The sequence below is a fragment of the Pontibacter aquaedesilientis genome, assembly GCF_014773225.1.
Classification (GTDB): Bacteria; Bacteroidota; Bacteroidia; order Cytophagales; family Hymenobacteraceae; genus Pontibacter; species Pontibacter aquaedesilientis.
In genome coordinates, this window is record NZ_JACXAJ010000009.1 from 54,205 (window position 1) to 79,639 (window position 25,435).

Below are 25,435 nucleotides of genomic sequence, written 5' to 3' on the forward strand. Positions count from 1 at the left end.
CGACGCTTGCAAAGTATAGTGGCTTCCAGCAACTTTATGTAGTTCTTTACTGCCAATTCGTTAACCTACAGATTGCTATACCTTATAACCGTATACCCGTGAAAACACGACATATCCTCTCTCTCCTCTTGCTTTCATTCTTTTGCTCCGCTTCACCTGCGATGGCACAAAAGAATGCGGCTATACCTTTCAACTATCTCCCGGACAACACCGAGGATCAGTATAATCAAAGCATCCAAAGCAAGACACTGCCATTGGACGCAGACGGCTTTGTCATCCTGAGCAAAAGTAAGCCTGCCGAGTATGCCATAGAGCGCTACAACGCTTCCCTGAAGAAATCCTGGTCCGCCACCATACCGCTTACGGGCACTGAAACCATAGAGGCTTTCCTGCAAAACGGAGAGGCCGCCATACTGGTAACGCACCGCGAAAACGAAAAAGGCACCCAGCAGCTACTCGCCCACCGGGTAGACCTGCGCAGCGGCCAGAAGGCGGCTCCGGCACTTTTGCTCGAGGCACCTTCTAAAGACCGCAAAGCAGGTATAGCTACTTCCCCGGACGGCACCAAACTGCTTGCCTACAGGTATAGCACCGATGGCAACCAGGTACTGAAGAGCATCAGCGGTAGCCTGTACGATGGCAAGCTGCAAAAATTGGCAGACACTAAGTATAACCTGAGTGACCACCGCGGCATTGTGTCTGCCGAAGTAATCGTGAACAACGCCGGCGACCAGTTCATCAGCCTGATCTCTGAAAACATGAACCGCCTTACCGTGAGGCAGCACACACTGAAATCGCCGGAAGCTAAGGTGATGTCGGTGTTGGTGGGGGGTGTGTTCGGTGGCAAGAAGGTATACATTATGGACAGTAAATATGCCCTGCAGCCCAATGGCAACCTTTATGGCGCCGTGCTCACTGCCAATGAGCAAACAGGTGAGTATTATAGCCTGAAAGCGGTAAAATTTGATTTTGAGAATGAAGACATGGTCTTTGCCGAAGAGTTCAGGTTTACGCCTGAGTACCTGGCCCGTGTGAACAGCCTCGACAAAAGCGGAGCTGCCAAAGCCAAGCGCCTCGAAGATATTTACCTCTCCGACCTTATTTTAACACCTGACGAGAAGCTGGTCGTGCTGGCAGAGAAGAAGTATATGGAAGGCGGCGAGAACTCCCCTTATTATGCCAAAGAGATCCATTTGTTTGCCTATGACCAGTACATGGGCACTGCCTGGAGCTCGGTGCTGATGAAGAACCAGAAAGCTCCGTCTGACGAAGCATTTGCAGGGATATCTTACAGGTATAACCTGGCCGGCAACATGCTGCACCTGCTCACGCTGGAAGAAATTGATGGGAAGTATGACCTCTACCTGCGCCGCATCGACACCGGCACTGGCAAGGCCGAGGCCCCAAAAGCTGCCGGCCTGAAAGTAGCCGACGATCAGGACATTGCTTACGTAAAGGATTTCACGGCCTGGCTCACCGAAAAAGACCTGGTAACGGTAGTGAGACCTTCTAAAAAAGCCAGTAGCCTGCAGCTGCGCAGGCTTCAGATCAAGTAATCAGAGTAACTTTGCGTCATCTATAAAAAAAGGCTGCTCCCTGAAGGAGCAGCCTTTCCAAAACTATAGATTTGTCAGAATCTAGTATACAAACTCATTTGCCTCGATCATAGCGGCTGCTATGCGGCGGCGTGCCTCCTTGGTGTTGTAAAGGTCTTTCTTCGTGAAGCGCTTCAGCCCCATAAAAAGCAGGCGCTGCTCGTCACCCTCGGCCATCGAGGCGATCGCCTCCTTACCGGACAGATAGGCCGTATCCACGGCGTCGTTCAGAGTTACTCGCGCAATGTCAATCTGATTGGCCACCGCTTCCTCGCCTTTCATACCTACCAGTTTCTCCACGCGCAACAGCGTAGATTCTGCCACATAGGTCTTAATGGCCATGTCAGCAATGTTCATCAGGATCTCCTGCTCTTTGGCCAGAGAGTTCATGTATTTCTGTACCGCCGTACCCGCCACCATCAGAATCGCTTTCTTTAAGCTTCTAATGGCTTTGTGCTCTGCAGCGAACAGGCCTTCTTCTTCCGACCCGAAATCAGGTATAGCCATTAACTCCTGCTGCACCGATTGGGCTGGTCCCATCAGATCGAGCTCTCCGCTCATGGCTTTCTTCAAGATCATGTCCACGGTGAGCATGCGGTTGATCTCATTGGTGCCTTCAAAAATGCGGTTGATGCGGGAATCACGGTAAGAGCGGTCCATCGGGTAATCGGCTGAGAAGCCATAACCTCCGTAGATCTGCACACCTTCGTCCACTACGTAGTCAAGCACTTCCGATCCTTCTACTTTTAGTATGGCGCACTCGACTGCAAACTCACGGGCGGCACCCAGCATAGCTTCGTTCTCGTCTTTGCCGGCTGCCAGCAGTTCCTGCTCTTTGCGGTAGATATCCATTCCGCAACGGTACAGCGCCGACTCCACAGCATAAATGCGAATCGCCTGCTCTGCCAGTTTGTGGCGTATCGCTCCGAATTTAGAGATAGGCAGTTTGAACTGATGACGCTCATTGGCATACTTCACCGAGAGGTCGGCCACTTTTTTAGAAGCGCCCAGGGTAGCAGCACAAAGCTTGATGCGGCCAATGTTCAGAATATTGAATGCGATCAGGTGACCTTTTCCGATCTCGCCGAGCACGTTCTCTTTCGGCACCTCGCAGTCAGACAGGAACACCTGGCGTGTAGAAGAACCTTTGATGCCCATTTTGTGTTCCTCGTTGCCGAGACTCAGGCCCGGGTAGTTTTTCTCCACAATAAAGCCGGTGAACTTGTCGCCGTCTACCTGCGCAAACACGATGAACACATCAGCAAAACCTGCGTTTGTGATCCACATCTTCTGTCCGTTCAGGATATAGTGCGTGCCCGCTTCGTTCAAGACAGCTTTGGTTTTAGCGGCCAAAGCGTCAGAACCAGAGCCCGGCTCTGTGAGGCAGTAAGCCGCAGCCCACTCGCCGGTTGTCAGTTTGGGTAAGTAGTTTTGTTTCTGCTCGTCCGTACCAAAATACAGGATCGGCAGCATGCCTATACCTGTGTGTGCCGCGAAAGCCACCGGGAAGGAGTGCCCACCTCCTACCGATTCTGTTACCAGCAGTGAGGTGTTGAAGTCCATGTTCAGGCCACCATACTGTTCCGGCATGGATACAGCAAAGAGCCCCAACTCTCCGGCTTTTTTCATCAGGCCTTCCATCAGTCCTTCTTCGTGATTGTCCAGGCGCTCGAGAAGCGGGGTTACTTCATCACGCACAAAGTCCAGACAGGTCTGCGCCATCATGCGCTGCTCCTCACTGAACTCGGCAGGTATAAATACGTCCTGCGGATTGGTTTCCTTTATCAGAAATTCACCGCCTTGAACGGTAGTTGAGTTTTTATCAGTTACATTTTCCATATAGGTCAGATTTTAGATACTAGATTTTAGACATTAGATTTTTTATACACAGCAGTTTTGAAACTATTGATCATTTTTTGGATCTGTTCTAATTGACTCAATACTTCTTCAAGCTGTGTCGTTTTTAATAAACCAAATGAGTTCGCTAAGATTAGCTGTGTTTCGAGCTCAAATGCTGAGCCCAATGCAATGCTTAGAAACTGGCCAAATTCTTTATTAGAATTTCTTCCAGCACCCTCGGCAATATTCGATGGTATTGAAACAGTTGCCCGATTGATTTGGGATGTTAGTCCATATTTCTCGTTAGATGGAAAAGTTGCTGTTATCTCATAAACAGTTTTAGCTAACTCCATGGAACGCTGCCAAATTTTCAAGTCTCTAAAATTGTGCATGAAATATATCTAACATCTAAAATCTAGCATCTATTTCAACAACTCAAATACACCTGCCACACCTTGTCCACCGCCAACGCAGGCCGTGACAAGGCCATGCTTGCCACCGGTACGGCGCAGGTCGCTGAAGAGCTGCACACTCAGCTTGGCGCCAGAGCAACCCAGTGGGTGGCCGAGGGCAATAGCACCTCCGTTAATATTTAGTTTCGCCGGGTCAAACTCGAGGTGACGCATTACAGCGATGGACTGTGCTGCGAAGGCCTCGTTCATCTCGATCAGGTCGATATCGTTGAGTGTCATACCTGCCTGCTTCAATGCTTTCGGAACAGCAGCGATAGGTCCCATACCCATGATGCGCGGGTCTACACCGCCTGTACCGTAGCTTATCAACCTGGCAATCGGCTCTAGGTTCAGCTCTTTCACCATGCGTTCGCTCATCACAATCACAAAAGCAGCCCCATCGGAAGTTTGCGAAGAGTTACCGGCCGTTACAGAACCGCCTGCTGCAAACACGGGCTTCAGACGGGCCAATGCCTCCATCGAGGTATCAGCACGCGGGCCTTCGTCGGTATCGACTACATAAGAGCGGGTTTTCTTCTTGCCATTGTCGTCAATGTAATTCTCCTCTATCGTGATTGGCACGATCTGGTCTTTGAAGTAGCCACTTTTGATGGCGTTGATCGCTTTCTGGTGTGAGTTAAAAGCGAACTCATCCTGGTCTTCGCGCGTCACCTTATAGTCGGCGGCCACCGCCTCGGCAGTTAGGCCCATGCTCAGGTACCAGTTCGGGTTGTTTTTGGCGATGTTATAGTTAGGTACGGTCTTCCAACCAGCCGTCGGCACCATCGACATCGACTCGGTACCGCCAGCGATGATACAGTCGGCCATACCTGCCGCTATGCGGTTGCTGGCAATGGCGATGGTCTCCACACCCGAGCCGCAATAGCGGTTCACGGTCATACCTGACACCGACATTGGCAGCGCCAGCAAGGACACCATACGGCCGATCTGAAGACCTTGCTCCGCCTCCGGCACGGCATTACCCACGATCAGGTCGTCTACGCGCTCGGGATCCAGGGCAGGTACAGAAGCCAGTAGATGTTTAATGACGTCAGCGGCCAGGTCATCGGGTCTGGTGAACCGGAAGCCTCCGCGCCCGGCTTTGCCTACTGCGCTACGAAATCCGGCTACGATATATGCGTTGTTCATTTTGATGCTTTTTATAGTTTATACTATCAGCTATGTTTCATTTTTATTTTGTCATCCTGTAAGGATCTTGGTAGCTAGGGTATAAAGCTGTAATTCAAGGATCAGCTTTCAGAAATCGCAGGTATGGATTTTCACTTTTAATCAGCTCCATTTTCTTTTCGCGACTCCACTCCTTTAACTCTTTTTCTCTATCAATTGCGTGCTGCACATAGGTATAGCGTTCATAGTAGAGAAGCCTGTAACAGAAGTAGCGCCCTGCAAAAGTTTCAGGTTTGCCTCTGTTTTCCCTGTGCTGCTCAAGCCTGTATACTAGGTCATTGGTCATCCCCACATAAAGCACCGTTTTGCTTGGGTTAGTGGTGATGTAAACAAAGTAATTATGGCTTTTCATAGCTGAGGCTTAACCTCCCGGGGGTAGGGGCCCTCTTTTTCTACCAAGTTTCTTTCAGAATGACAAAGAACAAACAGCGAATGCTGCGTTAAACTTCCTTAATTTCTCAGCGGCTTACCCGTAGTCAGTATACTCTGGATACGCTCAAGTGTCTTGCGCTCACCAGTCAGTGACAGGAAGGCTTCGCGTTCCAAATCCAGCAGGTACTGCTCGCTTACCTCGGTTGGGGCAGACAGATCGCCTCCACACATTACGTAAGCCAGCTTATGCGATATTTTCTGGTCGTGCTCCGAAATGTAGCGCCCGCGCACCATGGCGTTGGCCCCTGTCAGGAACATACCCAAAGCGCCTTTGCCCTGCACCTTGATGTTGGTCTTCTTGGCTGGTTGCGTATACCCTGCCTCTGCCAGTCTGATCGCCTGTGCCTTGGCATCCGCAATCAGTCGGTTGTTGTTCAGGGTAATGGCGTCGCCCTGGCGCATAAAGCCCAGATCAAAGGCCTCTTTTGCCGAAGTGGACACCTTGGCCATACCTATCGTCAGGTAGATGTTCTTGAGTGTGTTGTACTCAATGTCGCCTTCCTCATACAGCTCGGCTGCACGAAGCGTCATTTCCTTGGTACCGCCACCGCCAGGTATAAGACCCACGCCAAACTCCACCAGACCCATGTAAGTCTCAGCGGCAGCCTGCACATGGTCGCAATGCAGATTGAGTTCGCAACCACCGCCCAGTGTAAGGCCATGCGGAGCGCCTACCACAGGTATAGCCGAGTAGCGCATGCGCATCATCGTGTCCTGAAACTGCTTGATCATGAAGTTGATCTCGTCGTACTCTTGCTCCAGCGCATACATATAGATCAATCCCACATTGGCCCCGGCAGAGAAGTTGGCGGCATCGCTTCCGACCACCATGCCCCGAAACTCTTTCTCGGCGATCTCAATGCCTTTGTTCAGGCCCTGCACTACATCGCCTCCGATGGTGTTCATCTTGGTATGGAATTCCACGTTCAGGATGCCATCGCCCAAGTCGATAAGCGTTGCGCCAGAGTTTTTCCAGACCACCTTATTGCTGCGCAGGTTATCCAGTATGATGAAGTTCTCTGCGCCAGGTATAGCTTTGTACTCTTTGCTCTGGATGTCATAGTAGCGTCGTTTGCCATTCTCCACAATATAGAAAGACTCTTTGCCGTGGTTCAGCATATCCTCTACCCAGGCTGCTGGTTGGTAGCCTGCTTCTGTCATGCGTTGCACCGCCTCACGGACACCGACCACATCCCAGTACTCAAACGGCCCCAGCTCCCAGCCAAAACCGGCACGCATGGCATCGTCTATACGGTATAGCTCATCGGAAATTTCAGGTATGCGGTTGCTCACATACTGGAACAGGCCGTAAAGCGATTCGTTGAAGAATTGCGCCGCTTTGTCGTTTTGCTTCGAGAAGGTTTTGATTCGCTTCTTCAGGTCATCGATCGGCTTGAGCATTTCCAGACTCTGGAATTTCGGACGCTGCTTTGGCCCATACTCCAGTGTGTTCAGGTCGAGCGTCAGTATCTCCGTCTTGCCTTTGGCGTCTTTGGTTTTCTTGTAAAAGCCCTGACCAGTCTTGTCGCCCAACCATTTGCTCTCCACCATCTTCTGCAGGTAGTCCGGTAACATGAACAGTTCACGCGACTCGTCTTTCTCCCCTGTCTGGTATAGGCCATTGGCCACATTCGCCAAGGTATCCAAACCCACCACGTCCAATGTGCGGAAGGTTGCTGACTTCGGGCGGCCGATGATCGGCCCTGTAATGCGGTCTACCTCGTCCACATTCAGGCCGAGTTTGTTCATCACCTGTAGCCCTTGCATGATAGCGTATATACCTACTCGGTTGGCGATAAAAGCTGGTGTATCTTTGGCGAGCACGGTGGTCTTGCCCAGGTATAGGTCGCCGTAGTGCATCAGGAAGTCAATAACTTGCTGATCTGTCTCCGGTGTAGGTATAATTTCGAGGAGCTTGAGGTAGCGCGGCGGGTTGAAAAAGTGCGTACCGCAGAAGTGTTTCTTGAAGTCATCGGAGCGACCGTCCAGCATCATGTGGATCGGGATACCGGAAGTGTTGGAAGTGATGAGAGTGCCTGGCTTGCGGTGCTGCTCTACCTGATCAAACACCGTCTTCTTGATTTTCAGGTTCTCCACTACCACCTCAATGGTCCAGTCGGCAGTGGCGATGTCCTTCATGTTGTCGTCAAAATTACCGGTCTGGATGAGGCGGGCATCGGCCTTGCGGTAGAGCGGCGACGGATTGGAGTTGATGGCCGTTTGCAACGCACTGTTCACAATGCGGTTTCGGACGTTCTTGTTCTCCAGCGTCAGCCCTTTCTTCTCTTCGTCCGGCGTCAGTTCACGTGGCACGATGTCGAGCAGCAGTACCTGCACACCAATGTTGGCAAAGTGGCAGGCGATGCGGGAGCCCATTACGCCAGAGCCCAGCACGGCTACTTTCTTAATAATTCTTTTCATAGAAAAAGCTTGATGGTCTACTATGGTTAGAAAATTTCTTTGTTTTCGATCATGTTGATAATACGGCCTGACACCCTGAAGAATACATCCAGCTCCTCCTGTGGAATGGCTTCCTGCATTTTGTGATTGAATTGGCGCACGGTCTGCCGCGACACCTCTTTCTTTTCCAATCCCTTCTCTGTCAGAAAAATGCGCACCAGGCGCTTGTCCCGGTCATCAGACACCTTATAAATCAGGCCTTTCTCTTCCATGCTCTTCAATATACGGGTCAGGCTGCGCGCCTCTAAGCCAAGCAAAGGAGCTATTTTGGTAGCAGGCGTACCTGTTTCCTGGTTGATGTTGAGCAATACGAACCCAATGGAAGTGGTAATGTCGTTTTTGGCCGCCTCTGTGTTATACATACGGGAAATGGCATGCCAGCATACTTTTACATTATAGTCTACAGTTTCTTCAGGCTTCATGCTTTACAGTGTTTATACCAAATATAGAAAATAATGTTATGCTTGCATACTATTTTAACGAAAAATTAATCTCCGCTCCCGTCTCTTATCAAATAGAGGGGAATCGCAGTAAAGTACCGTTTGCTATAGTTTATGTATAATCGCCAGAATGGTTACAAACAAAAAACCCTTTCCGGATAGGAAAGGGTTTTGATACTCAGTTGAAACCGTTTTAAAACATGCTGTCGATCTCTTTTTGATAATTGGTCGTGATGTTTTTACGCTTCACTTTAAGGGTTGGCGTTAGCTCTCCGCTCTCTACAGTCCACATGTTAGGTATAAGCTTGAACTTTTTGATGGTTTCGTATTGCGCCAGTCCTTCGTTCGCCTTTTCCACTTCACGCTTATATTTATCAAGAATCTCCGGCTTAGTAATCATCTCGGCATCGGAGGTATACTTTATACCTTTGTGCGAGCACCAGTCCTGTAGCCCCAGGAAGGCAGGCACGATCAGAGCGGCAGCGTACTTCTGTCCGGCTCCTACCACCATGGCCTGCTCTATTACAACCGATTCTTTCAATTTATTTTCGATTGGCTGCGGAGCCACATACTTACCACCCGAGGTCTTGAACATCTCCTTCTTGCGGTCAGTAATCTTCAGGAACTTGCCCTCCACCAACTCGCCGATGTCGCCGGTATGGAACCAACCGTCGGCGTCAATCACTTCAGCAGTCAGGTCAGGCTTCTTGTAGTAGCCTTTCATCACGTGCGGTCCGCGAGTCAGAATCTCCCCGTCTTCGGCTATTTTAACTTCCACGCCGTCGATAGTCATACCTACCGTACCGATCACGTTGTTCTCCGGCTCGTAACGGTTTACGGTGATCACCGGCGAGGTTTCCGTCAGGCCGTAGCCTTCCATCACCCGGATATTGGCCGACCAGAATACACGGGCCAGTCGTGGCTGCAGCGCTGCGCCACCCGATACGATTGCAATCACGTTGCCGCCCAGCGCCTCGCGCCACTTGCTGAAAATGATTTTATTGGCCAGTTCCAGCTGTTTGTTGTACCACCAGCCCTGGTCTTCCCGGGTATCATATTTCAAACCGAGGTCCAGCGCCCAGAAGAAGAGCTTGCGCTTCACGCCGGTCAGTTCCATGCCCTTGGCCACAATCTTGTCATATACCTTCTCGAGCAGGCGCGGCACAGTGGTAAACACATGCGGCTGCACCTCTTTCAGGTTGTCGGCCACCTTCTCGATACTCTCAGCATAGTAGATCGACACCCCGATACGCATGTACAGGTATAGCAGCATGCGCTCAAAGATATGGCAAAGCGGCAGGAAGCTCAGGGCACGGTGCGAGCTGTTCACCGGCACGTAAGGCAAAGTGCCGGTTACGTTGCTCACAATGTTATTGTGTGTCAGCATGACGCCTTTCGGGTTGCCGGTCGTGCCAGAGGTATAAATAATGGTCAGGATATCGTCCGGGGATACGCCTGCTTTCATCGGCTCCAGCTTTGCCACGTCTTCGCCCTCAGCCATTTTCACTACTTCCTTCCAGTGTGCGGCGCCATGTATCTCGTCGAAGGTATAAATCTCCTTGATGCTCTCCATGCCCTCCGTGGCTGCCACTACTTTGTTGTACAGCTCACTATCGGACACAAACACCGCCTTCACCTCCGCATCGTTGAAAATGTAGCGGTAGTCCTCTATGGTAATGGTTGGGTACATCGGTACACTGATTGCCCCGATTTGCTGTATGCCAAAGTCGGCAAACACCCACTCCGGGCGGTTCAGGGAAATGATGGCCACTTTGTCGCCCTTTCCTATACCTAGTCTCAGCAGCCCCAAACTTACCTGGTTGGCGATGTCCTGCACGTCCTGCGTGCTATATTTTACCCACTGTCCATTTATTTTGGAGGCCAGGCAATCTGGCTTCGGCGAGTTCTGCAACTGAAAGGGCAGCAGATCAAGAGTACGGGTTACGTTCATTGTGCTTGCTAGTGTTAGTGTGAGTCCTCTTATTTATAAAACCGTCCGATGTCGGAACATGGGAGTTAACGGCTGTATATAACTGCATTTTAATTATTTTTTCCTGAAATCTCTACTCCCAGGCCTACAAATATTTACTATATATTATATTTATAAGACTTTTTACGATAAAAAGTGATGCGTGGCTTAGGGCTGCCCACAACACCTGCATTTTTGTTATATTTGAATTTTCAGCTGTGACCTTATGAATCTCTCTATCTTCTTTGAGCCTCTTAACGAGGACATTTTCGCCTTGCTGGACAAACCCCGTACCTTGGGCGCCTACATCGGCCGCTTCACGGGCAAGTTCCCGGATTGGCGGTCGGCAGATATCGCCATCCTGGGGGTAAGCGAAACCAGAGGCCGGGAGGAGGAACCACACGAGACAGCCCCGGCCCGTGCCGTGCGCAAAAAACTCTATAGCCTGCACAAAGGCGCCGGTCGCTGCCATATCGTGGATTTGGGTAACCTTAGACCGGGCATCACGCTCGAAGACACTTATCTGCGGATTAAAGAGATAGTGGAGGTTCTGATCTCACACAACACCATACCTGTGATCATTGGTGGTTCGCATGACCTGGAGTACGGGCAGTACATGGGCTATGAGCACATGGATCGTGTGGTGAACATGGTGACAGTAGACAGCAGCGTGGATATGGCCGAAGACCCTGAAGTGCCGGCCAACAAGAAACAGCTGCGCCAGATCCTGATGCACGAGCCGAATTACCTTTTCAGTCTGGGCCAGATCGGTTACCAGTCCTACCTGGTTGACCCGGAGGTGATGGCTACACTCGAAAAGCTGCATTTTGAAGCCTACCGTGTGGGCGAAGTGCACCGCAACATCCAGGAGATGGAGCCAGTGGTGCGCATGGCCGACCTGCTTACGTTTGATATCTCCGCCATACGACATCAGGATGCCCCGGGCTATGAGCCCGCCAATCCTTTTGGGATTACTGGCGAAGAGGCCTGTCAGCTGTGCTGGTACGCTGGCCTAAGCGACAACATGACCTCCATGGGATTTTATGAGTACAACCCGGCGCTGGACGCGCATGAACTGACGGCAGCCACCATGGCCACCATGATCTGGTACTTCATCGAGGGTTTTTATCATCGTAAGAACGAGACGCAGTTCAATACCAGCAAATTCACTAAGTATGCGGTGGCCTTTAACGACAACCCAGACCGAATGATATTTTATAAGAGCAGGCAGAGTGAAAAATGGTGGCTGGAGGTGGAGGCGCTCTCCAATGAAAAAGGTGCCCGTATCGTGCCCTGCAGCTACGAGGATTACCTGCAGGCCATCAAAGGCGAAGTGCCTAATCGCTGGATCCTGACCCAGGCCCGCATTGGCTGATGGACGGGTTTTTTCCCTTATCCGTAGCGCGGGCAGCAGCAAGAAACAATCCTGAATCCTTATCGTTTGCCCCAATCACTGGGGCGCTATGCTTATATTTGTAATCTTGTCCCGAAATTCGACAGCATGATGGAAAATCTCCCGGAGTATACGCTGCAGCAACTGGCTTCCCGCAATGGGCAGGACCGGGACGAAGTATGGGTGGGCTACAAAGGCCTGATCTATGACGTAAAAAAGTCGAGGCTGTGGCGGAGCGGCAACCACTACGAGCACTGGGCCGGGCAAGACCTGACCGAGGAGCTCAAGGACGCACCGCACACCGAATATGTTTTTGACAAATTTGAAGTGATCGGTTTGATCAAAAATTCAGTATACCGAAAATAAAGGCTCAGAGCAAGGCGCATGTTTTCTTGCAGACTCTCTGATTAACTAATAACACAAACACTATGATTCTGATAGCTGATAGCGGCTCTACTAAAACAGACTGGCGTGTGATCAATGCCAACCAGGAGTACGAACAGGTAAACACCACCGGCATTAATCCGCAGTACCTCGAAACGGAGAAGATATACGCCATATTTGAAACAGAGCTTTTGCCGCAGCTGAAAGAGAAGAACATCAGCACAATCTACTACTATGGGGCAGGCTGCAGTTCCCCTGAGCGTAACAAGCGGGTGGAAGACGCCCTGCGCCGCGCCTTCCCTGGCAGTGTCATTTTTGTGGACCACGACCTATTGGCGGCGGCCCGTGCCATTTGCGGCCATCAGCCAGGTATAGCCTGTATCCTGGGGACCGGCTCCAACTCCTGCCTCTACGACGGGAAGAATATTGTGGACAATGTGCCATCGTTGGGTTTCCTGATGGGGGACGAGGGCAGCGGCGCTTACCTGGGCAAGCTCCTAATCAAAGCATACCTGTACCGCGAACTCCCCGACGAGTTGGCAACTTCACTGAAAAACAAATACAGCCTTACCAAAGATGGCATACTGGATACGGTATACGGCTCGGATATACCAAGCCAATACCTGGCCACCTTCGCCAAGTTCGTGTATGAAAAGCGCAAGAACCCAGTGATCAAGGAGATGATCTACGAGAACTTTGAGGAGTTTTTTGAGCGCCATGTGAGCAAGTACGAAGGCTTTGGGGAACTGCCCGTAAACTTTGTGGGCTCTATCGCGTTTCATTTTGCCGACACCCTCAAACTGGTCGCCAAGAAATATGGGGCGCATATCGGCACCATTATATCAAGCCCAAGCGAAGGGCTGATCAAATACCACCAGGAACTCCTGAATATGCAAGATGCCCAGGCCTGATTTTCAGGCGAGAACCAAATTTTTGAAATCAACTTATTTTTGAATAGCAGTGTCCACTACCACCGAATCTGAATCAAACTATGACAGCCTGGAGCGAATGCCCGTGCTGAAACTTCTGCAAAGTATAAACCAGGAGGACAAAACCGTTCCCTTCGCCGTGGAGCGTGCCATTCCCCAGATCGAGACACTTGTAAAAACCACCGTTGATCGCCTGAGCCGGGGTGGACGTTTGTTTTACATTGGGGCCGGGACGAGCGGGCGCTTAGGCATAGTGGATGCATCCGAGTGCCCTCCTACCTACGGCGTGCCACACGGCATGGTGATCGGTATCATAGCCGGGGGCGATGGGGCCATACGCAAGGCAGTAGAGTTTGCCGAAGACGACACGACCCAAGCTTGGAAAGATTTACAGGAACATCATATAACCCCCAAAGATATTGTCGTGGGTATTGCGGCATCTGGCAACACGCCTTATGTGGTTGGCGGACTCGAAGCATGCCGACGCCAAGGTATAGCTACTGGCTGCATCGTATGCAACGCTAACAGCAACGCCGCTGCCACTGCCGATTGCCCGGTAGAGGTAATCACAGGGCCGGAGTTCGTGACAGGCAGCACCCGCATGAAGGCCGGTACCGCACAAAAGCTTGTTCTGAACATGTTGACGACGGCTACCATGGTGCAGTTGGGACATGTGAAAGGTAACAAAATGGTGGACATGCAACTCTCTAATACCAAACTGGTGGAGCGGGGCATTCGCATGGTTATGGAAGAGCTACAGCTTGCCAAACCGGAGGCCGCAGCGCTTCTCAAAAAGTATGGCAGCGTTAGGGCCGCTATTGAGGCTTACCGAAACGGAGACTACCAGGTATAGCAGCATCCTGCAGAAACTAAAGCGGCGCATCAGGTATAAAATCTGATGCGTCGCTTTAGTTTGTACCCTCCTCTACTCCACTGCTACCAAAGATTCCGTCAGCACCTTGGCGGCCTCCTTACTGGGGACTTTGTAGTTTATAACGGCCCAATCATAGCCTAGCTTGAAACGTCTGTCTTCCAACGCATATCGCATTTTGTTTCTATAATCTGCGATGCTCTCTAGCCCCAGGGCGGCTCGCCGTTCGTTCACTTTTTCCTCTTCTTCCTGGCTTATCTTGTGGGTTAGGTAACGGCTGGCCATACCTGCCAACTCCTCATCCTCCTCACACTCTTTTGGTTTGTCGCAACTCACCTTGGCAAGCACTTTGGAACGGTACAAGTTTTTGCCCTGCTGCTGGTCTATCAGGTAGGCAGCGGCATGCGGATCCAGCTTGCCCTCATGCACGGCTTGAACCAACACAGGCGTAAAGTCGAAGCCGTTTCGGGCCGCTGTCTGGCGCTGTATCACGATGCTGAAGCGTGGCAACTGCTCTAATGTGTCGGGCACCCCGATCAGTCTCTCGCCCGGATAGCCATGCTGACTGATCCAAGCCAGCAGGTTTTTCACATTGTCGGCCTCTATCTTGCGAAGCGTGTCGCCGTGTACTTTTAAGCCTCCTTTTGCTTGCCGGAAGTACTGATCACGGGCCCACAACTCGTCCAGGTCCGCACGTAGATCTATGTTCGTCTTCTTTCTGAACTCTTTGCGGCGCTTCGGGTATTTCTTCACGAATTTCTTCCATACCTTATGCTCGCGCAATGGGGCAAACACCTCCTGCTGTTCCAGGTACTCCAAGCTCACGCCGGTCTCAACCAGGTTTTCAAGGTAGCCTATAGCCTGCTTCTCGTTATTGGTCAGCGTGGCGCATATGGCTGCATTGTAATAGTCCCGGGCAAAGCCGTGCGGCACCGCTCCGAAAGCATGCCGGTAAGACTCCAGCGCACCTGCATAATCCTGCGCCATAAGGAGGGACTCGGCTTGATTGATATGCGGATGGTACGCTTTCACATAATCTGCGTTTGCCTGCGCCTTAGCGCCAAGACTTAGCATGAAAAACAGCAGCAAGGCTGGCAAAAAACATTGGGGGATGCGTGATCTAAATTGAAACTGCATAGGATGAAGGGTATTTTCAGAAAGAAAGTGCTATGTTATAACGTGCCACGGAAGCACTTAGCATGACTAGGCCACAATTTGTACCCGCTTATACCTGTAACAGGCAAACAGAGTTGAGAAACAGGCAGGTTTCTTCCTGAAATATAGCCAACTTTGTCCATATTCTTTGAGTAGATAGACAAAAGCCGCCCGAATGCGCAGGCAGCTGAATCAATTGACTTATGCATACCATCGAACCGTTTTACAATTGGCTGGAACTGTACTCTGCTACGGACGACCCGCGCTCCCCACTCTATGGCGCCGAAAACAGCCTGATGCAATACACTAACACCATCTACGGGTACTACATTCACCCGCAATGGGACGACATAGACTCTGAGACGCTTTTTCTGAAGATACTCTATGTCGACTATGAGCTGGGCTTCGTCGTGATTGAGTTTATCGGGGAGTGGAACGACACGCTCAATAACGACATCATGAAGCTGAAGCGCAACATCATCGACCCACTTATACAGGAAGGCATCAAATATTTTATCCTGATCGGCGAGAACGTGTTTAACTTCCACGGCTCGGAGGACGACTATTACGAAGAATGGTTTGATGATGTGGAGGACGGCTGGATCGCCGCCCTCAGCTTCCGGGACTTTGTGCTGAGCGAAATGCGCAGCTATAACCTCGACTACTACATTAACTCAGGCGGTACTCTGGATGACCTGCACTGGCGCACCTATACGCCGAAGCGGCTCTTTGCGCTGGTGAACAGCATGATCCAGAAACGGCTTGGGCCTTAGATATAATAAAAATGGCAGGCCTGTAAACAGACCTGCCATTTTTATTATGGTCATTTGAAGGATTACTGCACTACTACGGTCGTGTCGTCTTCCATATCATCTGCCATGTCTTCCATTTCGTCAGCTCTATCTTCGGCAGCGTCTTCCATCTCTTCCGCTCTGTTTTCCTGCGGAGAGTCGCATGATGCGAAAGTGAAAGTAAACAGACCGGCTGCTAATAATAAGTAAATTGGCTTTTTCATGATAAAACAGTTAAGGTTGTAAAAGAACTTTTAGTTTGAAATTCCATCGGACTGGGCAGCAACCGCCACCCTAAGTATGAAGTCCAATACGGCAGCTACATGTATAGGTTTTGGCATATATAAAAAAAGCACTCCGAAGAGTGCTTTTTTTATTAGCCCGGCCATGCGCCAGGTAGTACTAGGTACTGCTGTTGACTACTGGATGTTAGTAGTGTCAGGAGTAGCAGTAGTATCAACTTCCATTTCAGTCTCAACTTCTACTTCTTCTACAGTTTCAGTAGTTTCAACTTCAGTTGCAGTTTCTTCAGTGTTGTTGCATGAAGCAAATGCGAAAAGACCTGCAACGAATAGTAAACCGAATACTTTTTTCATGATGTTATAATTTTTTATAAAATGAAGCCTCAAATATACCACTATATTTAAATATACGAATGCCGAGGCCTCTATTTTTTCTTAAATAAAACTTTAATCGGCACTCCGTCAAACCCGAAATGCTTACGGATGCTGTTCTCCAGGTAACGCGTATATGACTCTTTTACGTACTGCGGCAGGTTGCAGAAAAACGCAAACGTCGGGTTGTGCGTCGGCAGCTGCGTCACGTATTTGATCTTGATGAACTTGCCTTTAACAGATGGCGGTGGATAGCGCTCGATATCCGGAAGGATCTTGTCGTTGAGCTTTGAGGTAGGGATTTTACGCGTTTTCTGCTCGTATACCTCCATTGCCGTCTCAACCGCCTTGTGCACACGCTGTTTCGTCACTACCGAAGTAAAGATAACCGGCACGTACTTGATCGGAGCGATGGCTTCAAAAATTTTCTCCTCAAATTCCTTCGTCGTGTTCGTCTCCTTTTCCACCAGATCCCACTTGTTCACCAGGATGACAATACCTTTTCTGTTCTTCTCGGCCAGTGAGATAATGTTCACGTCCTGCGACTCAATCCCTCGGGTGGCATCCAGCATTACGATGCACACATCAGCATCCTCCAGTGCACGCACAGAGCGCATCACTGAGTAAAACTCGATGTCCTCGCTCACTTTGCTCTTACGGCGTAGTCCGGCCGTGTCGACAATGATAAACTCTTTGCCGAAGGCGTTATAGCGCGAGTCGATGGCATCGCGGGTAGTACCGGCAATATCGGTTACGATGTTACGCTCCACACCCAGCAGCATGTTCACGAAAGAAGACTTACCTACGTTCGGGCGACCCAGTACGGCCAGTCTAGGTATACCTACATCCGGGTCTTCCGTACCTTCCGTTTTGAAGTGCTTCACCACCTCATCCAGTAAATCGCCGGTACCGGAACCGCTCTGCGACGAAACCGGGAAAATGTCTATGCCTATACCTAGCGCATAGAACTCGCCCATCTGGTGCGCACGCGCATTGGTATCGGCTTTGTTGGCTACCACATAAATAGGTTTGTCGGTACGGCGCAGCACGTTAGCGAATTCCTCATCGAGGCTGGTTACGCCAGTTTCTACATCTACCATAAACAGAATCACATCGGCCTCTTTAATGGCCAGCTCTACCTGTTTGTTGATCTCTCCTTCAAAAATATCGTCGGACCCGTGCACATAGCCACCCGTGTCGATTACGGTATAGTACTTGCCGGTCCAGTCGCCGTGCCCGTAGCTACGGTCGCGGGTTACGCCGCTCTCGTTGTCCATGATGGCTTGGCGGCGCCCTACAAGGCGATTAAAAAGTGTAGACTTGCCCACGTTCGGGCGACCTACGATTGCAATGATGTTGGTTGACATCTAATAAAAATAAAATAGTTAAAGTGCCCCCGGAGCACCTTGCCCCGAAGCTTTAATAGTGCGCTACTCGCTGTAGCCGAATCGGCGTAACAGCTTCTGGTCGGTTCGCCAGTTCTCGTTCACGCGCACGTATAAATCAAGAAATATCTTTTTCTGGAAAAACTGTTCCATATCCAGGCGGGCCTGCGTGCCTACTTTTTTCAGTGCCTCGCCTTTGTGGCCGATCACTATACCCTTCTGGCTTTTGCGCTCCACACTGATCTCAGCACGGATACGAATAATGTCCTCTTCCTCTTTAAACTCCTCTACCACCACTTCGCAGCTATAGGGAATCTCCTTTTTGTAATTGAGGAAAATCTTCTCGCGTATGATTTCCGACACAAAGAAACGCTCAGGCTTGTCAGTCAGTTCATCTTTGGGATAAAAAGCCGGGTGCTCTGGCAACAAAGCCATCAGACGGGCAAACAATGGCTCCACCCCGAAGTTATGCAAAGCCGAAATCGGGTGGATCTCGGTCGGGTTCATCTTCTCCTGCCAGTAGGCTACTTTCTCGTTCACCTCCTCCTCTGTCGCTTGGTCGATCTTGTTGATCAGTAGCAGAATAGGTACCTGTGCATGCTGCAGGCGTTTGATCACATCGTCTTCGTCGTGCTTCTCATAGATGTCCGTCACAAACAGGATAATATCAGCGTCCTCCAACGAGGTGCGCACAAAGCTCATCATCGACTCATGCAATGCATATTGCGGCTTAATGATACCGGGCGTGTCAGAGTAAACGATCTGGAAATCGTCTCCGTTGAGGATGCCCATGATGCGGTGACGTGTGGTCTGCGCCTTAGAAGTAATAATCGAAAGCTTCTCGCCCACGAGGGCGTTCATGAGCGTGGACTTCCCTACGTTTGGCTTCCCTACTATACTTACAAAACCGGCTTTGTGCGGAGCTTGAGACATACGCTAAAATTTGAGGTTGCAAAATTACTCCTTTTTTACGACACTCAGCCGGAATATGTAAATATTTGTAAATGAGCCATTGGCACAATCAGTCGGCTACCGATAGAGGTAGTTGCCCGATTTAGTCTATATTTATCCCTAAATGAATGACTTCTGTTATGAAAAAGAAAATGCTCCTGCTTCTTATCCCGGTCCTTGTTTTGCCAATAGCCTATCTTATACTGCACAGTCCTAACCAGATCAGGCAAGGATACAAAGGTGCACTTCTAGGAGCTTATCCGGAAGATATCTCCGGCATGGAGCTTTCATGGGAGGATGAAGAAGATATAAATTTCCCAAAGTTCTATCAAAGAAAGCAGGATAATACAAGAAGCGCTGATGGATCCCAGCACATCCAGTACATCTTTTTTGATAACCGGCTTTACCTGATCAGTATGGACATAGAGACATTGCCTGCCACTGACACTGTCTATACCTGGCTTCATAATACGTATGGAGCCCCGTCTGAAGGTTCGAATGCGCTGAGCACACATCAAATTCAGGTATGGGAGCAGGACCACTACGAGCTAAGAGTTTTGCAGGAAAGACTCGATGAGGGCAATGTTTTAAGATACAGTATAGAATACCGCGACAAAAATTTAGAAAAGGAAGTACATTCCTACGAAAAGAAGAGACGGGAAGAATAATTCCGCTTGAACATTGTACCTCTATTATGGTATAGAAATTATCAATCTTAACAAAAGGCTTATACTTCGTATCTTTGTAAGGCAACAGCACTATTGACATAAATGAGTAAGAAGACCAATGGAAAGATCGGCGTCTTGCTGGTGAACCTGGGAACCCCGGACTCGCCTGAAACGCCTGACGTAAGAAAATACCTCCGTGAGTTCCTCTTGGATCCACGTGTAATTGATATGAACGCAGTGGGCCGTTATGCCTTGGTAAATGGCGTGATCGCTCCTTTCAGAGCGCCAAAATCGGCTAAGGTATACAAGCAGCTATGGACAGAGCGTGGCTCGCCTCTCCTTTTCCACGGACTGGACCTTCAGAAAAAACTGCAGGAAGCCCTGGGCTCAGGTTACCACGTCGCCTTTGGCATGCGCTACCAAAGCCCTAGCATAGCCAGCGCCTTGGAGGAACTGCGCGAAAAAAGCGTGGATCGTATTATCGTGCTCCCGCTGTTCCCGCAATACGCCGCCGCCTCTACCGGCTCAGTGCAGGACAAGGTGATGGAGATCGTAAGAGAATGGTGGGTTATCCCTAGCATTAACTTTATCTCCTCTTTCTGCGACGACCCGGGCTTTATCAACGCCTTTGCGGAGTTGGGCAAGCAGCACATGGCGCAGGACAACTACGATCACGTAATCTTCAGTTACCACGGCTTGCCGGAGCGTCAGGTCCTCAAAGGCAGCGACAAAGGTTACTGCCAGCTGGGTGCCTGCTGCAATTCTTATAACAAACGCAACAAATACTGCTACCGCGCTGCCTGCTTCGCCACATCGAGGCTATTGGCCGAAAAACTTGGCCTGCGCGAAGACCAGTACACGGTTTCCTTCCAATCGAGGCTCCTGAAAGACCCGTGGCTGCAACCGTATACTGACGAGGTGCTGAAAACCCTTCCAGCTAAGGGCATCAAAAAAGTGCTGGCATACAGCCCTGCATTTGTTGCCGACTGCCTTGAAACCACGATAGAAGTTGGCGAGGAGTTTAAGGAAATGTTTGAGCACGCCGGTGGAGAGAAATGGCAGTTGGTAGAAAGCCTGAACTCCAATCCAATGTGGGTGGAAGCTGTAAAAGAGATGATTCTCCAACATTAGAACTTAAAAATTTGAAGTCGTGAAGATTTGAAGAAGTCTTCGCAGGTTTAAAACAGAAGCGCCGCTGCAACTATGCAACGGCGCTTCTGTTTTGAGTTAGACTTGTTTATTCGCTATACCTAAAATCAATTTATACCTGGATCAACAAGTAGCAATTAATAGCCGACAATTAAATCCGCTTAAAATCTACCCAGTAATCTGACGTGGCATCGGCATAGCTTTGCAGTTTTTGCAACAGCATTTCAGGATCGCTTTCAACAATCAGGTTCTCGCGCTGGTCGAATTTCACAAAGCCTTCGGCCACGGTATGGTCTATCATTTCGAAGAACTTGTCCCAGTAGCCGTTGATGTTGTAGAATGCCACTGGCTTTTTGATAATACCAAGCTGATTCCAGGTGATGATCTCGCAAATTTCATCGAAGGTACCGAAACCACCTGGCATGGCTACAAAAGCATCGGAACGGGCCGCCATAATTGCTTTGCGCTCGTGCATACTCTCCACCACGATCAATTCCTGCAAACCGGTATGCGCCACTTCCCTATCGACCAGGCTCTGCGGAATCACGCCTATCCCTATACCTTGAGCAGCTAGCACCGCATCCGCAATTATGCCCATCAAGCCTACGTTGCCACCGCCGTATACCAGCTGTATACCTTGTGCGGCCATCTTTTGGCCGAGTTTAGTTGCCCCTTCGCTATACGTTGGGTTTACACCGGCATTGGCTCCGCAAAAAACGCCTATACTTCTCATTGCTATACCTTGATTTTTATTGATAAAGAAAGGCTTCAACATTACTGCTGAAGCCTTTTTATAATGTTACTAAACCCGGCTATACCTAGGCCAGCTCTTTTTTATACATTTTAGCAAGGGTCTCGGCCACATAATCGATTTCAGCTTCCGTGTTATACTTGCTGAACGAGAAGCGAACCGAACCACGGCTTGGGTCTACACCCAGCGCACGCAGCACATGCGAACCAGCGTTGGCACCACTGCTGCAGGCGCTTCCACCGGAAGCAGAAATTTTGGCGATGTCCAGACTAAACAGCAACATCTCGTTGATGTCGGAGGCTGGCAGACTCACGTTTAGCACAGTATACAGACTCTTGCCACTGAACTCCGACATGCCGTTAAAGCGCACATCTTCTATCAGCTCGCGTAGCCTGTAAACCATACGATCTTTCAGACCCTGCATATGTTTTTGGTGCTCCTCCATATCGCGATAAGCAATCTCCAAGGCTTTGGCCAGACCGATGATTCCGTACACGTTTTCGGTGCCGCCACGCATGTTGCGCTCCTGGGCCCCTCCGTGAATCAGCGGCTGAATTTTGGTGCTTGCATCGCAGTAGAGGAAGCCTATACCTTTCGGACCGTGAAACTTGTGCGCTGAACCGATGATAAAATTTGCCCCCAACTTCTGCACATCGTGCTTGTAGTGGCCCATCGTCTGCACCGTGTCAGAGTGAAAAACGGCATCATACTTTCTACAGATTTCTCCTATTTTCTCGATATCATTCAAGGTGCCCATCTCATTGTTGGCATGCATGATGGAAACAATCGTGCGGGGCTGATTCGCAAGGATCTCCTCCAGATGTTCCAGATCGAGATTGCCACGCTCGTCGTGACGCAGGTAGCTCACCTGCATGTCGCCGTTCTTCTCCAGCACTTCCATGGTATGCAATACCGCATGGTGCTCGAGCTTTGTCGTCACGGCATGCTTTATACCCAGGGAGCGGCAGGTACAGACAATGGCTGAATTATCGGCCTCTGTGCCACCAGAGGTAAAAAATATCTCGGCAGGCGACGTGTTTAGTAGGGTAGCAACAGTCCGGCGTGCTTTCTCAATGGCGGACCTCACCTCACGCCCATGCGAATGGATGGACGACGGGTTACCGAAATGCTCCAGCATAAACGGGGCCATGGCGTCAAAAACCTCTTTGTCTAGAGGCGTGGTAGCTGCATTATCTAAATAAACACGCATGATATTTTTGTTGTATTCTCTTAAACGAACTACTAAAGTATAAAAAAAAGTTGCGCCAAGGGAGAAAAAGGCTTCATTTCTCCTTTGGCGCAACCTCAGTCTGCAACTGGCAATATGCTACAGCAACAACACATTATGCTTTGGCCGAGATGACCTCTTTGATGTCAGCAATGATTTTGTTGGCCAAATGCTCGGCCGTGGCGTTGCTCTCCGACTCTGCATAAATCCGAATGATCGGCTCGGTGTTAGACTTGCGCAAATGCACCCATTCTTTGTCAAACTCAATTTTCACACCGTCAATCGTATTGATGGGTTGCTTGGCATAGCGCTCCTGTATCTGCGTCAGCACGTTGTCCACATCGATACCTGGTGTAAGCTCGATTTTGTTTTTAGAGATATAATAGTTCGGATAGCTGGCACGGAGTTGCGTCATGCTCATGTCTGACTTGGCAAGATGCGTTAAGAACAGCGCTATACCTACCAGGGCATCGCGACCGTAATGCAACTCTGGATAGATAATACCTCCATTGCCTTCTCCACCGATAATGGCGTTTTCAGCCTTCATCATGTTCACCACATTCACCTCGCCCACGGCTGCAGCATAATAGCTCCCACCCGCCTTCTCGGTCACATCGCGAAGTGCTCGGGTCGACGACAGGTTCGAGACGGTATTGCCTACCTGGTTCTTGAGCACGTAGTCTGCCACGGCCACCAAGGTATACTCTTCGCCGAACATGCTGCCATCTTCGTTGATCAGCGCCAGGCGATCCACATCCGGATCCACCACTATACCCAGGTCAAACTTGCCTTTCTCGATGAGGCGGGAAATATCGCGCAGGTTCTCTGGCAGCGGCTCCGGGTTGTGCGGGAAATTACCATCTGGCTCACAAAACAGCTTTTCAACTTTGTTGACACCGAGGGCCTCCAGCAGCATAGGCAAAGCTATACCTCCAGTGGAGTTTACACAGTCGATCGCCACACTGAAATCTTTAGCTTTGATGGCCTGCACATCAACCAAAGGCAATGCTAGTATGGCATCGATGTGCTTTTGAAAATAAGTATCGTCGATTGTGTAGTTCCCCAGTTCAGTTACCTGAGCAAAATTGAAAGCTTCTTCCTGGGCAAGTTCCAGTACCAGTTTGCCTTCCACATCCGAAATAAATTCTCCTTTCTGATTGAGGAGCTTTAGGGCATTCCACTGCTTCGGGTTATGGCTAGCCGTTAGAATAATACCGCCACCGGCTGCGTAGTCCGGCACGGCCATCTCGACGGTTGGCGTCGTAGACAAGCCCAGGTCGATTACGTTTATACCTAATCCTTGCAGAGTAGCGCAAACCAGCTTGTTGACCATATCGCCCGAAATACGTGCGTCACGGCCCACCACAATATTATTATTGTTAGTTGTCTGCAATACCCAGGTGCCAAAAGCGGCGGCGAACTTCACCACATCCAACGGCGTAAGTGCTTCACCTGCCTGTCCCCCGATCGTACCCCTTATTCCCGAAATTGATTTTATTAAAGCCACTTGATCTCTGTTTTTTTCAGCTGCAAAAGTAATAATTTAGATCGAAGGTAAAGCGGATAATCTATTTTTCAATGTCACTCTTCCTGTAAGCTGGGTATTGGTTGCGCTTTAAAGTTTGCAAAGTGCCTCTCCGGTCAATCATGGCGCCTAAAAAGCCATTTGTATATCATAATTCCTATACAACACTCTCACAGAGGAATTTATTATATTTGCCCTTATGGATAATCCGAATTTTGAAGACACCCCCCGTGGACGGCAACTCCAGGCATTCAACCGTGTGCTGGACGTAATGGATGAACTCCGCGAAAAATGCCCCTGGGACAAGAAGCAGACAATCGAAAGCTTACGCCACCTTACCATTGAGGAAACATATGAACTTTCTGATGCTATCATCCGCCAGGATTTGCCGGAGATAAAGAAAGAAATTGGAGACATTATGCTCCACATGGTGTTTTATGCCAAAATCGCCTCTGAGCAGGACCACTTCGACATAGCCGATGTACTTAATTCTCTTTGCGAGAAACTCATTTTCCGCCACCCACATATCTACGGCGATGCGACAGCCAACACAGAAGAGGAGGTAAAACAAAACTGGGAGCGCCTCAAGCTAAAGGAAGGCAACAAGTCTGTACTTGGTGGCGTGCCCACATCGCTTCCGGCATTGGTTAAAGCCATGCGCATACAGGAGAAAGCCCGTGGTGCCGGGTTTGACTGGGATGACAAGACACAGGTATGGGAAAAGGTACAAGAGGAACTAAATGAGTTCGAATCAGAGTTTAACATACTGGACACCAGCAAAATAGACCACCGAAAGGCAACAGATGAGTTTGGCGATCTGTTGTTCTCGCTCATTAATTTTGCCCGTTTCATAGAGATCAATCCGGAGGAAGCTCTGGAGAAAACGAACCTGAAATTTATTGACCGGTTCCAGTACATTGAACAAGAGGCGGCCAAAGCAGGCAAAAGACTACAGGACATGACCCTAAAAGAGATGGATTTTTACTGGAACGAATCAAAAAAAAGGTAGGCATACATACAAATTCGCGTTTGATCCAGTATATTTAAGCCTTTATTCGCCACAATCGCCCACCAAACAAGCTTAACGCAGATTTCGATCATTAATTTAAGCAGTCTGGATGGCATGTTCCTTTCACGTTGCTATTGCCGGCTCTCGTAGCCAAGACGGTTCGCCCAGCTTTACATGTTACCTTATCAGCATCATCTCGTATGACGATAGGCATATGACATCGGCCGGCCAGATCGCTCTTTTTGCGATTACTTCGC

24 protein-coding genes are annotated in these 25,435 nt (G+C 49.8%); 9 read left to right on the top strand and 15 right to left on the bottom strand.

Translation table 11 applies throughout. The features are described from left to right. Positions 1-98 precede the first annotated feature (98 nt). Positions 99-1,556 carry a hypothetical protein gene (locus H9Q13_RS15345; RefSeq protein WP_191184685.1) on the top strand — a complete coding sequence of 486 codons (1,458 nt, stop codon included), beginning with the start codon at positions 99-101 and terminating at the stop codon, positions 1,554-1,556. A gap of 81 nt (positions 1,557-1,637) precedes the next feature. On the opposite strand, the gene H9Q13_RS15350 is transcribed toward H9Q13_RS15345, so the two are convergent. From H9Q13_RS15350 to H9Q13_RS15380, 7 genes are all read right to left on the bottom strand, one after another. Beyond that, complete coding sequence (locus tag H9Q13_RS15350) at positions 1,638-3,434, bottom strand: acyl-CoA dehydrogenase family protein (protein WP_191184686.1); 1,797 nt, start codon at positions 3,432-3,434, stop codon at positions 1,638-1,640. Between the two features lie 26 nt (positions 3,435-3,460). Beyond that, entirely contained in the window at positions 3,461-3,826 is a 366-nt protein-coding gene (locus H9Q13_RS15355; protein ID WP_191184687.1) for a four helix bundle protein, read from the bottom strand. Positions 3,827-3,856: 30 nt separating this feature from the next. After that, positions 3,857-5,035 carry an acetyl-CoA C-acyltransferase gene (locus tag H9Q13_RS15360; RefSeq protein ID WP_191184688.1) on the bottom strand — a complete coding sequence of 393 codons (1,179 nt, stop codon included), beginning with the start codon at positions 5,033-5,035 and terminating at the stop codon, positions 3,857-3,859. Between the two features lie 94 nt (positions 5,036-5,129). Further along, positions 5,130-5,426: a GIY-YIG nuclease family protein gene (locus H9Q13_RS15365; protein ID WP_191184689.1), complete on the bottom strand. Its 297-nt coding sequence runs from the start codon at positions 5,424-5,426 to the stop codon at positions 5,130-5,132. A 98-nt stretch (positions 5,427-5,524) separates the two neighbouring features. After that, positions 5,525-7,927 (bottom strand): 3-hydroxyacyl-CoA dehydrogenase/enoyl-CoA hydratase family protein, encoded by a 2,403-nt coding sequence (locus H9Q13_RS15370; protein ID WP_191184690.1) that lies wholly within the window; start codon positions 7,925-7,927, stop codon positions 5,525-5,527. Positions 7,928-7,953: 26 nt separating this feature from the next. After that, on the bottom strand, positions 7,954-8,388 hold the full coding sequence (locus H9Q13_RS15375; protein WP_191184691.1) for a MarR family winged helix-turn-helix transcriptional regulator: 435 nt from the start codon (positions 8,386-8,388) through the stop codon (positions 7,954-7,956). Positions 8,389-8,599: 211 nt separating this feature from the next. Then, the gene (locus H9Q13_RS15380; protein WP_191184692.1) at positions 8,600-10,357 is read right to left on the bottom strand and encodes an AMP-dependent synthetase/ligase; all 1,758 of its coding nucleotides are present in this window, start codon (positions 10,355-10,357) and stop codon (positions 8,600-8,602) included. Between the two features lie 244 nt (positions 10,358-10,601). Here H9Q13_RS15380 and H9Q13_RS15385 point away from each other — a divergent pair, with 244 nt between their 5' ends. The 4 genes from H9Q13_RS15385 (at position 10,602) to murQ (ending at position 13,934) form a co-directional block, all read left to right on the top strand. Beyond that, a complete protein-coding gene (locus tag H9Q13_RS15385) occupies positions 10,602-11,750 on the top strand; it encodes a formimidoylglutamase (RefSeq protein WP_191184693.1) in 1,149 nt (382 codons plus the stop codon). 126 nt (positions 11,751-11,876) lie between these two features. Next, positions 11,877-12,134, top strand: coding sequence for a cytochrome b5 domain-containing protein (locus tag H9Q13_RS15390; protein ID WP_191184694.1), 258 nt, complete (start codon positions 11,877-11,879; stop codon positions 12,132-12,134). A 62-nt stretch (positions 12,135-12,196) separates the two neighbouring features. Beyond that, the gene (locus H9Q13_RS15395; RefSeq protein ID WP_191184695.1) at positions 12,197-13,063 is read left to right on the top strand and encodes a BadF/BadG/BcrA/BcrD ATPase family protein; all 867 of its coding nucleotides are present in this window, start codon (positions 12,197-12,199) and stop codon (positions 13,061-13,063) included. 49 nt (positions 13,064-13,112) lie between these two features. Further along, on the top strand, positions 13,113-13,934 hold the full coding sequence (gene murQ, locus H9Q13_RS15400; protein ID WP_191184696.1) for an N-acetylmuramic acid 6-phosphate etherase: 822 nt from the start codon (positions 13,113-13,115) through the stop codon (positions 13,932-13,934). Positions 13,935-14,006: 72 nt separating this feature from the next. On the opposite strand, the gene H9Q13_RS15405 is transcribed toward murQ, so the two are convergent. Then, positions 14,007-15,089, bottom strand: coding sequence for a TPR end-of-group domain-containing protein (locus H9Q13_RS15405; RefSeq protein WP_191184697.1), 1,083 nt, complete (start codon positions 15,087-15,089; stop codon positions 14,007-14,009). 221 nt (positions 15,090-15,310) lie between these two features. On the opposite strand from H9Q13_RS15405, the gene H9Q13_RS15410 reads away from it, so the two are divergent. Continuing rightward, entirely contained in the window at positions 15,311-15,880 is a 570-nt protein-coding gene (locus tag H9Q13_RS15410) for a hypothetical protein (RefSeq protein WP_191184698.1), read from the top strand. 62 nt (positions 15,881-15,942) lie between these two features. Here H9Q13_RS15410 and H9Q13_RS15415 read toward each other — a convergent pair whose 3' ends face one another. The 4 genes from H9Q13_RS15415 to era all read right to left on the bottom strand — a co-directional run bounded on the left by H9Q13_RS15415 (position 15,943) and on the right by era (position 18,830). Next, the gene (locus tag H9Q13_RS15415; RefSeq protein WP_191184699.1) at positions 15,943-16,122 is read right to left on the bottom strand and encodes a hypothetical protein; all 180 of its coding nucleotides are present in this window, start codon (positions 16,120-16,122) and stop codon (positions 15,943-15,945) included. Between the two features lie 195 nt (positions 16,123-16,317). After that, on the bottom strand, positions 16,318-16,494 hold the full coding sequence (locus tag H9Q13_RS15420; RefSeq protein WP_191184700.1) for a hypothetical protein: 177 nt from the start codon (positions 16,492-16,494) through the stop codon (positions 16,318-16,320). Positions 16,495-16,565: 71 nt separating this feature from the next. Then, positions 16,566-17,879 (bottom strand): ribosome biogenesis GTPase Der, encoded by a 1,314-nt coding sequence (gene der, locus H9Q13_RS15425; RefSeq protein ID WP_191184701.1) that lies wholly within the window; start codon positions 17,877-17,879, stop codon positions 16,566-16,568. 63 nt (positions 17,880-17,942) lie between these two features. Further along, a complete protein-coding gene (era, locus tag H9Q13_RS15430) occupies positions 17,943-18,830 on the bottom strand; it encodes a GTPase Era (protein WP_191184702.1) in 888 nt (295 codons plus the stop codon). A 158-nt stretch (positions 18,831-18,988) separates the two neighbouring features. On the opposite strand from era, the gene H9Q13_RS15435 reads away from it, so the two are divergent. Together H9Q13_RS15435 and hemH are read left to right on the top strand one after the other, a co-directional pair. Then, complete coding sequence (locus tag H9Q13_RS15435) at positions 18,989-19,516, top strand: hypothetical protein (RefSeq protein ID WP_191184703.1); 528 nt, start codon at positions 18,989-18,991, stop codon at positions 19,514-19,516. A 102-nt stretch (positions 19,517-19,618) separates the two neighbouring features. Further along, positions 19,619-20,647, top strand: coding sequence for a ferrochelatase (gene hemH / locus H9Q13_RS15440; RefSeq protein ID WP_191184704.1), 1,029 nt, complete (start codon positions 19,619-19,621; stop codon positions 20,645-20,647). A 169-nt stretch (positions 20,648-20,816) separates the two neighbouring features. Here the strand turns inward: hemH and H9Q13_RS15445 are convergent, their stop codons facing one another. The 3 genes from H9Q13_RS15445 to glmM form a co-directional block, all read right to left on the bottom strand. After that, positions 20,817-21,398 carry an LOG family protein gene (locus H9Q13_RS15445; protein WP_191184705.1) on the bottom strand — a complete coding sequence of 194 codons (582 nt, stop codon included), beginning with the start codon at positions 21,396-21,398 and terminating at the stop codon, positions 20,817-20,819. Positions 21,399-21,483: 85 nt separating this feature from the next. Further along, on the bottom strand, positions 21,484-22,626 hold the full coding sequence (locus H9Q13_RS15450; protein WP_191184706.1) for a cysteine desulfurase family protein: 1,143 nt from the start codon (positions 22,624-22,626) through the stop codon (positions 21,484-21,486). 133 nt (positions 22,627-22,759) lie between these two features. Beyond that, on the bottom strand, positions 22,760-24,151 hold the full coding sequence (gene glmM, locus H9Q13_RS15455; protein ID WP_191184707.1) for a phosphoglucosamine mutase: 1,392 nt from the start codon (positions 24,149-24,151) through the stop codon (positions 22,760-22,762). 217 nt (positions 24,152-24,368) lie between these two features. Here glmM and mazG point away from each other — a divergent pair, with 217 nt between their 5' ends. Beyond that, positions 24,369-25,178 carry a nucleoside triphosphate pyrophosphohydrolase gene (mazG, locus tag H9Q13_RS15460; RefSeq protein ID WP_191184708.1) on the top strand — a complete coding sequence of 270 codons (810 nt, stop codon included), beginning with the start codon at positions 24,369-24,371 and terminating at the stop codon, positions 25,176-25,178. The last annotated feature ends 257 nt before the right edge of the window (positions 25,179-25,435 follow it).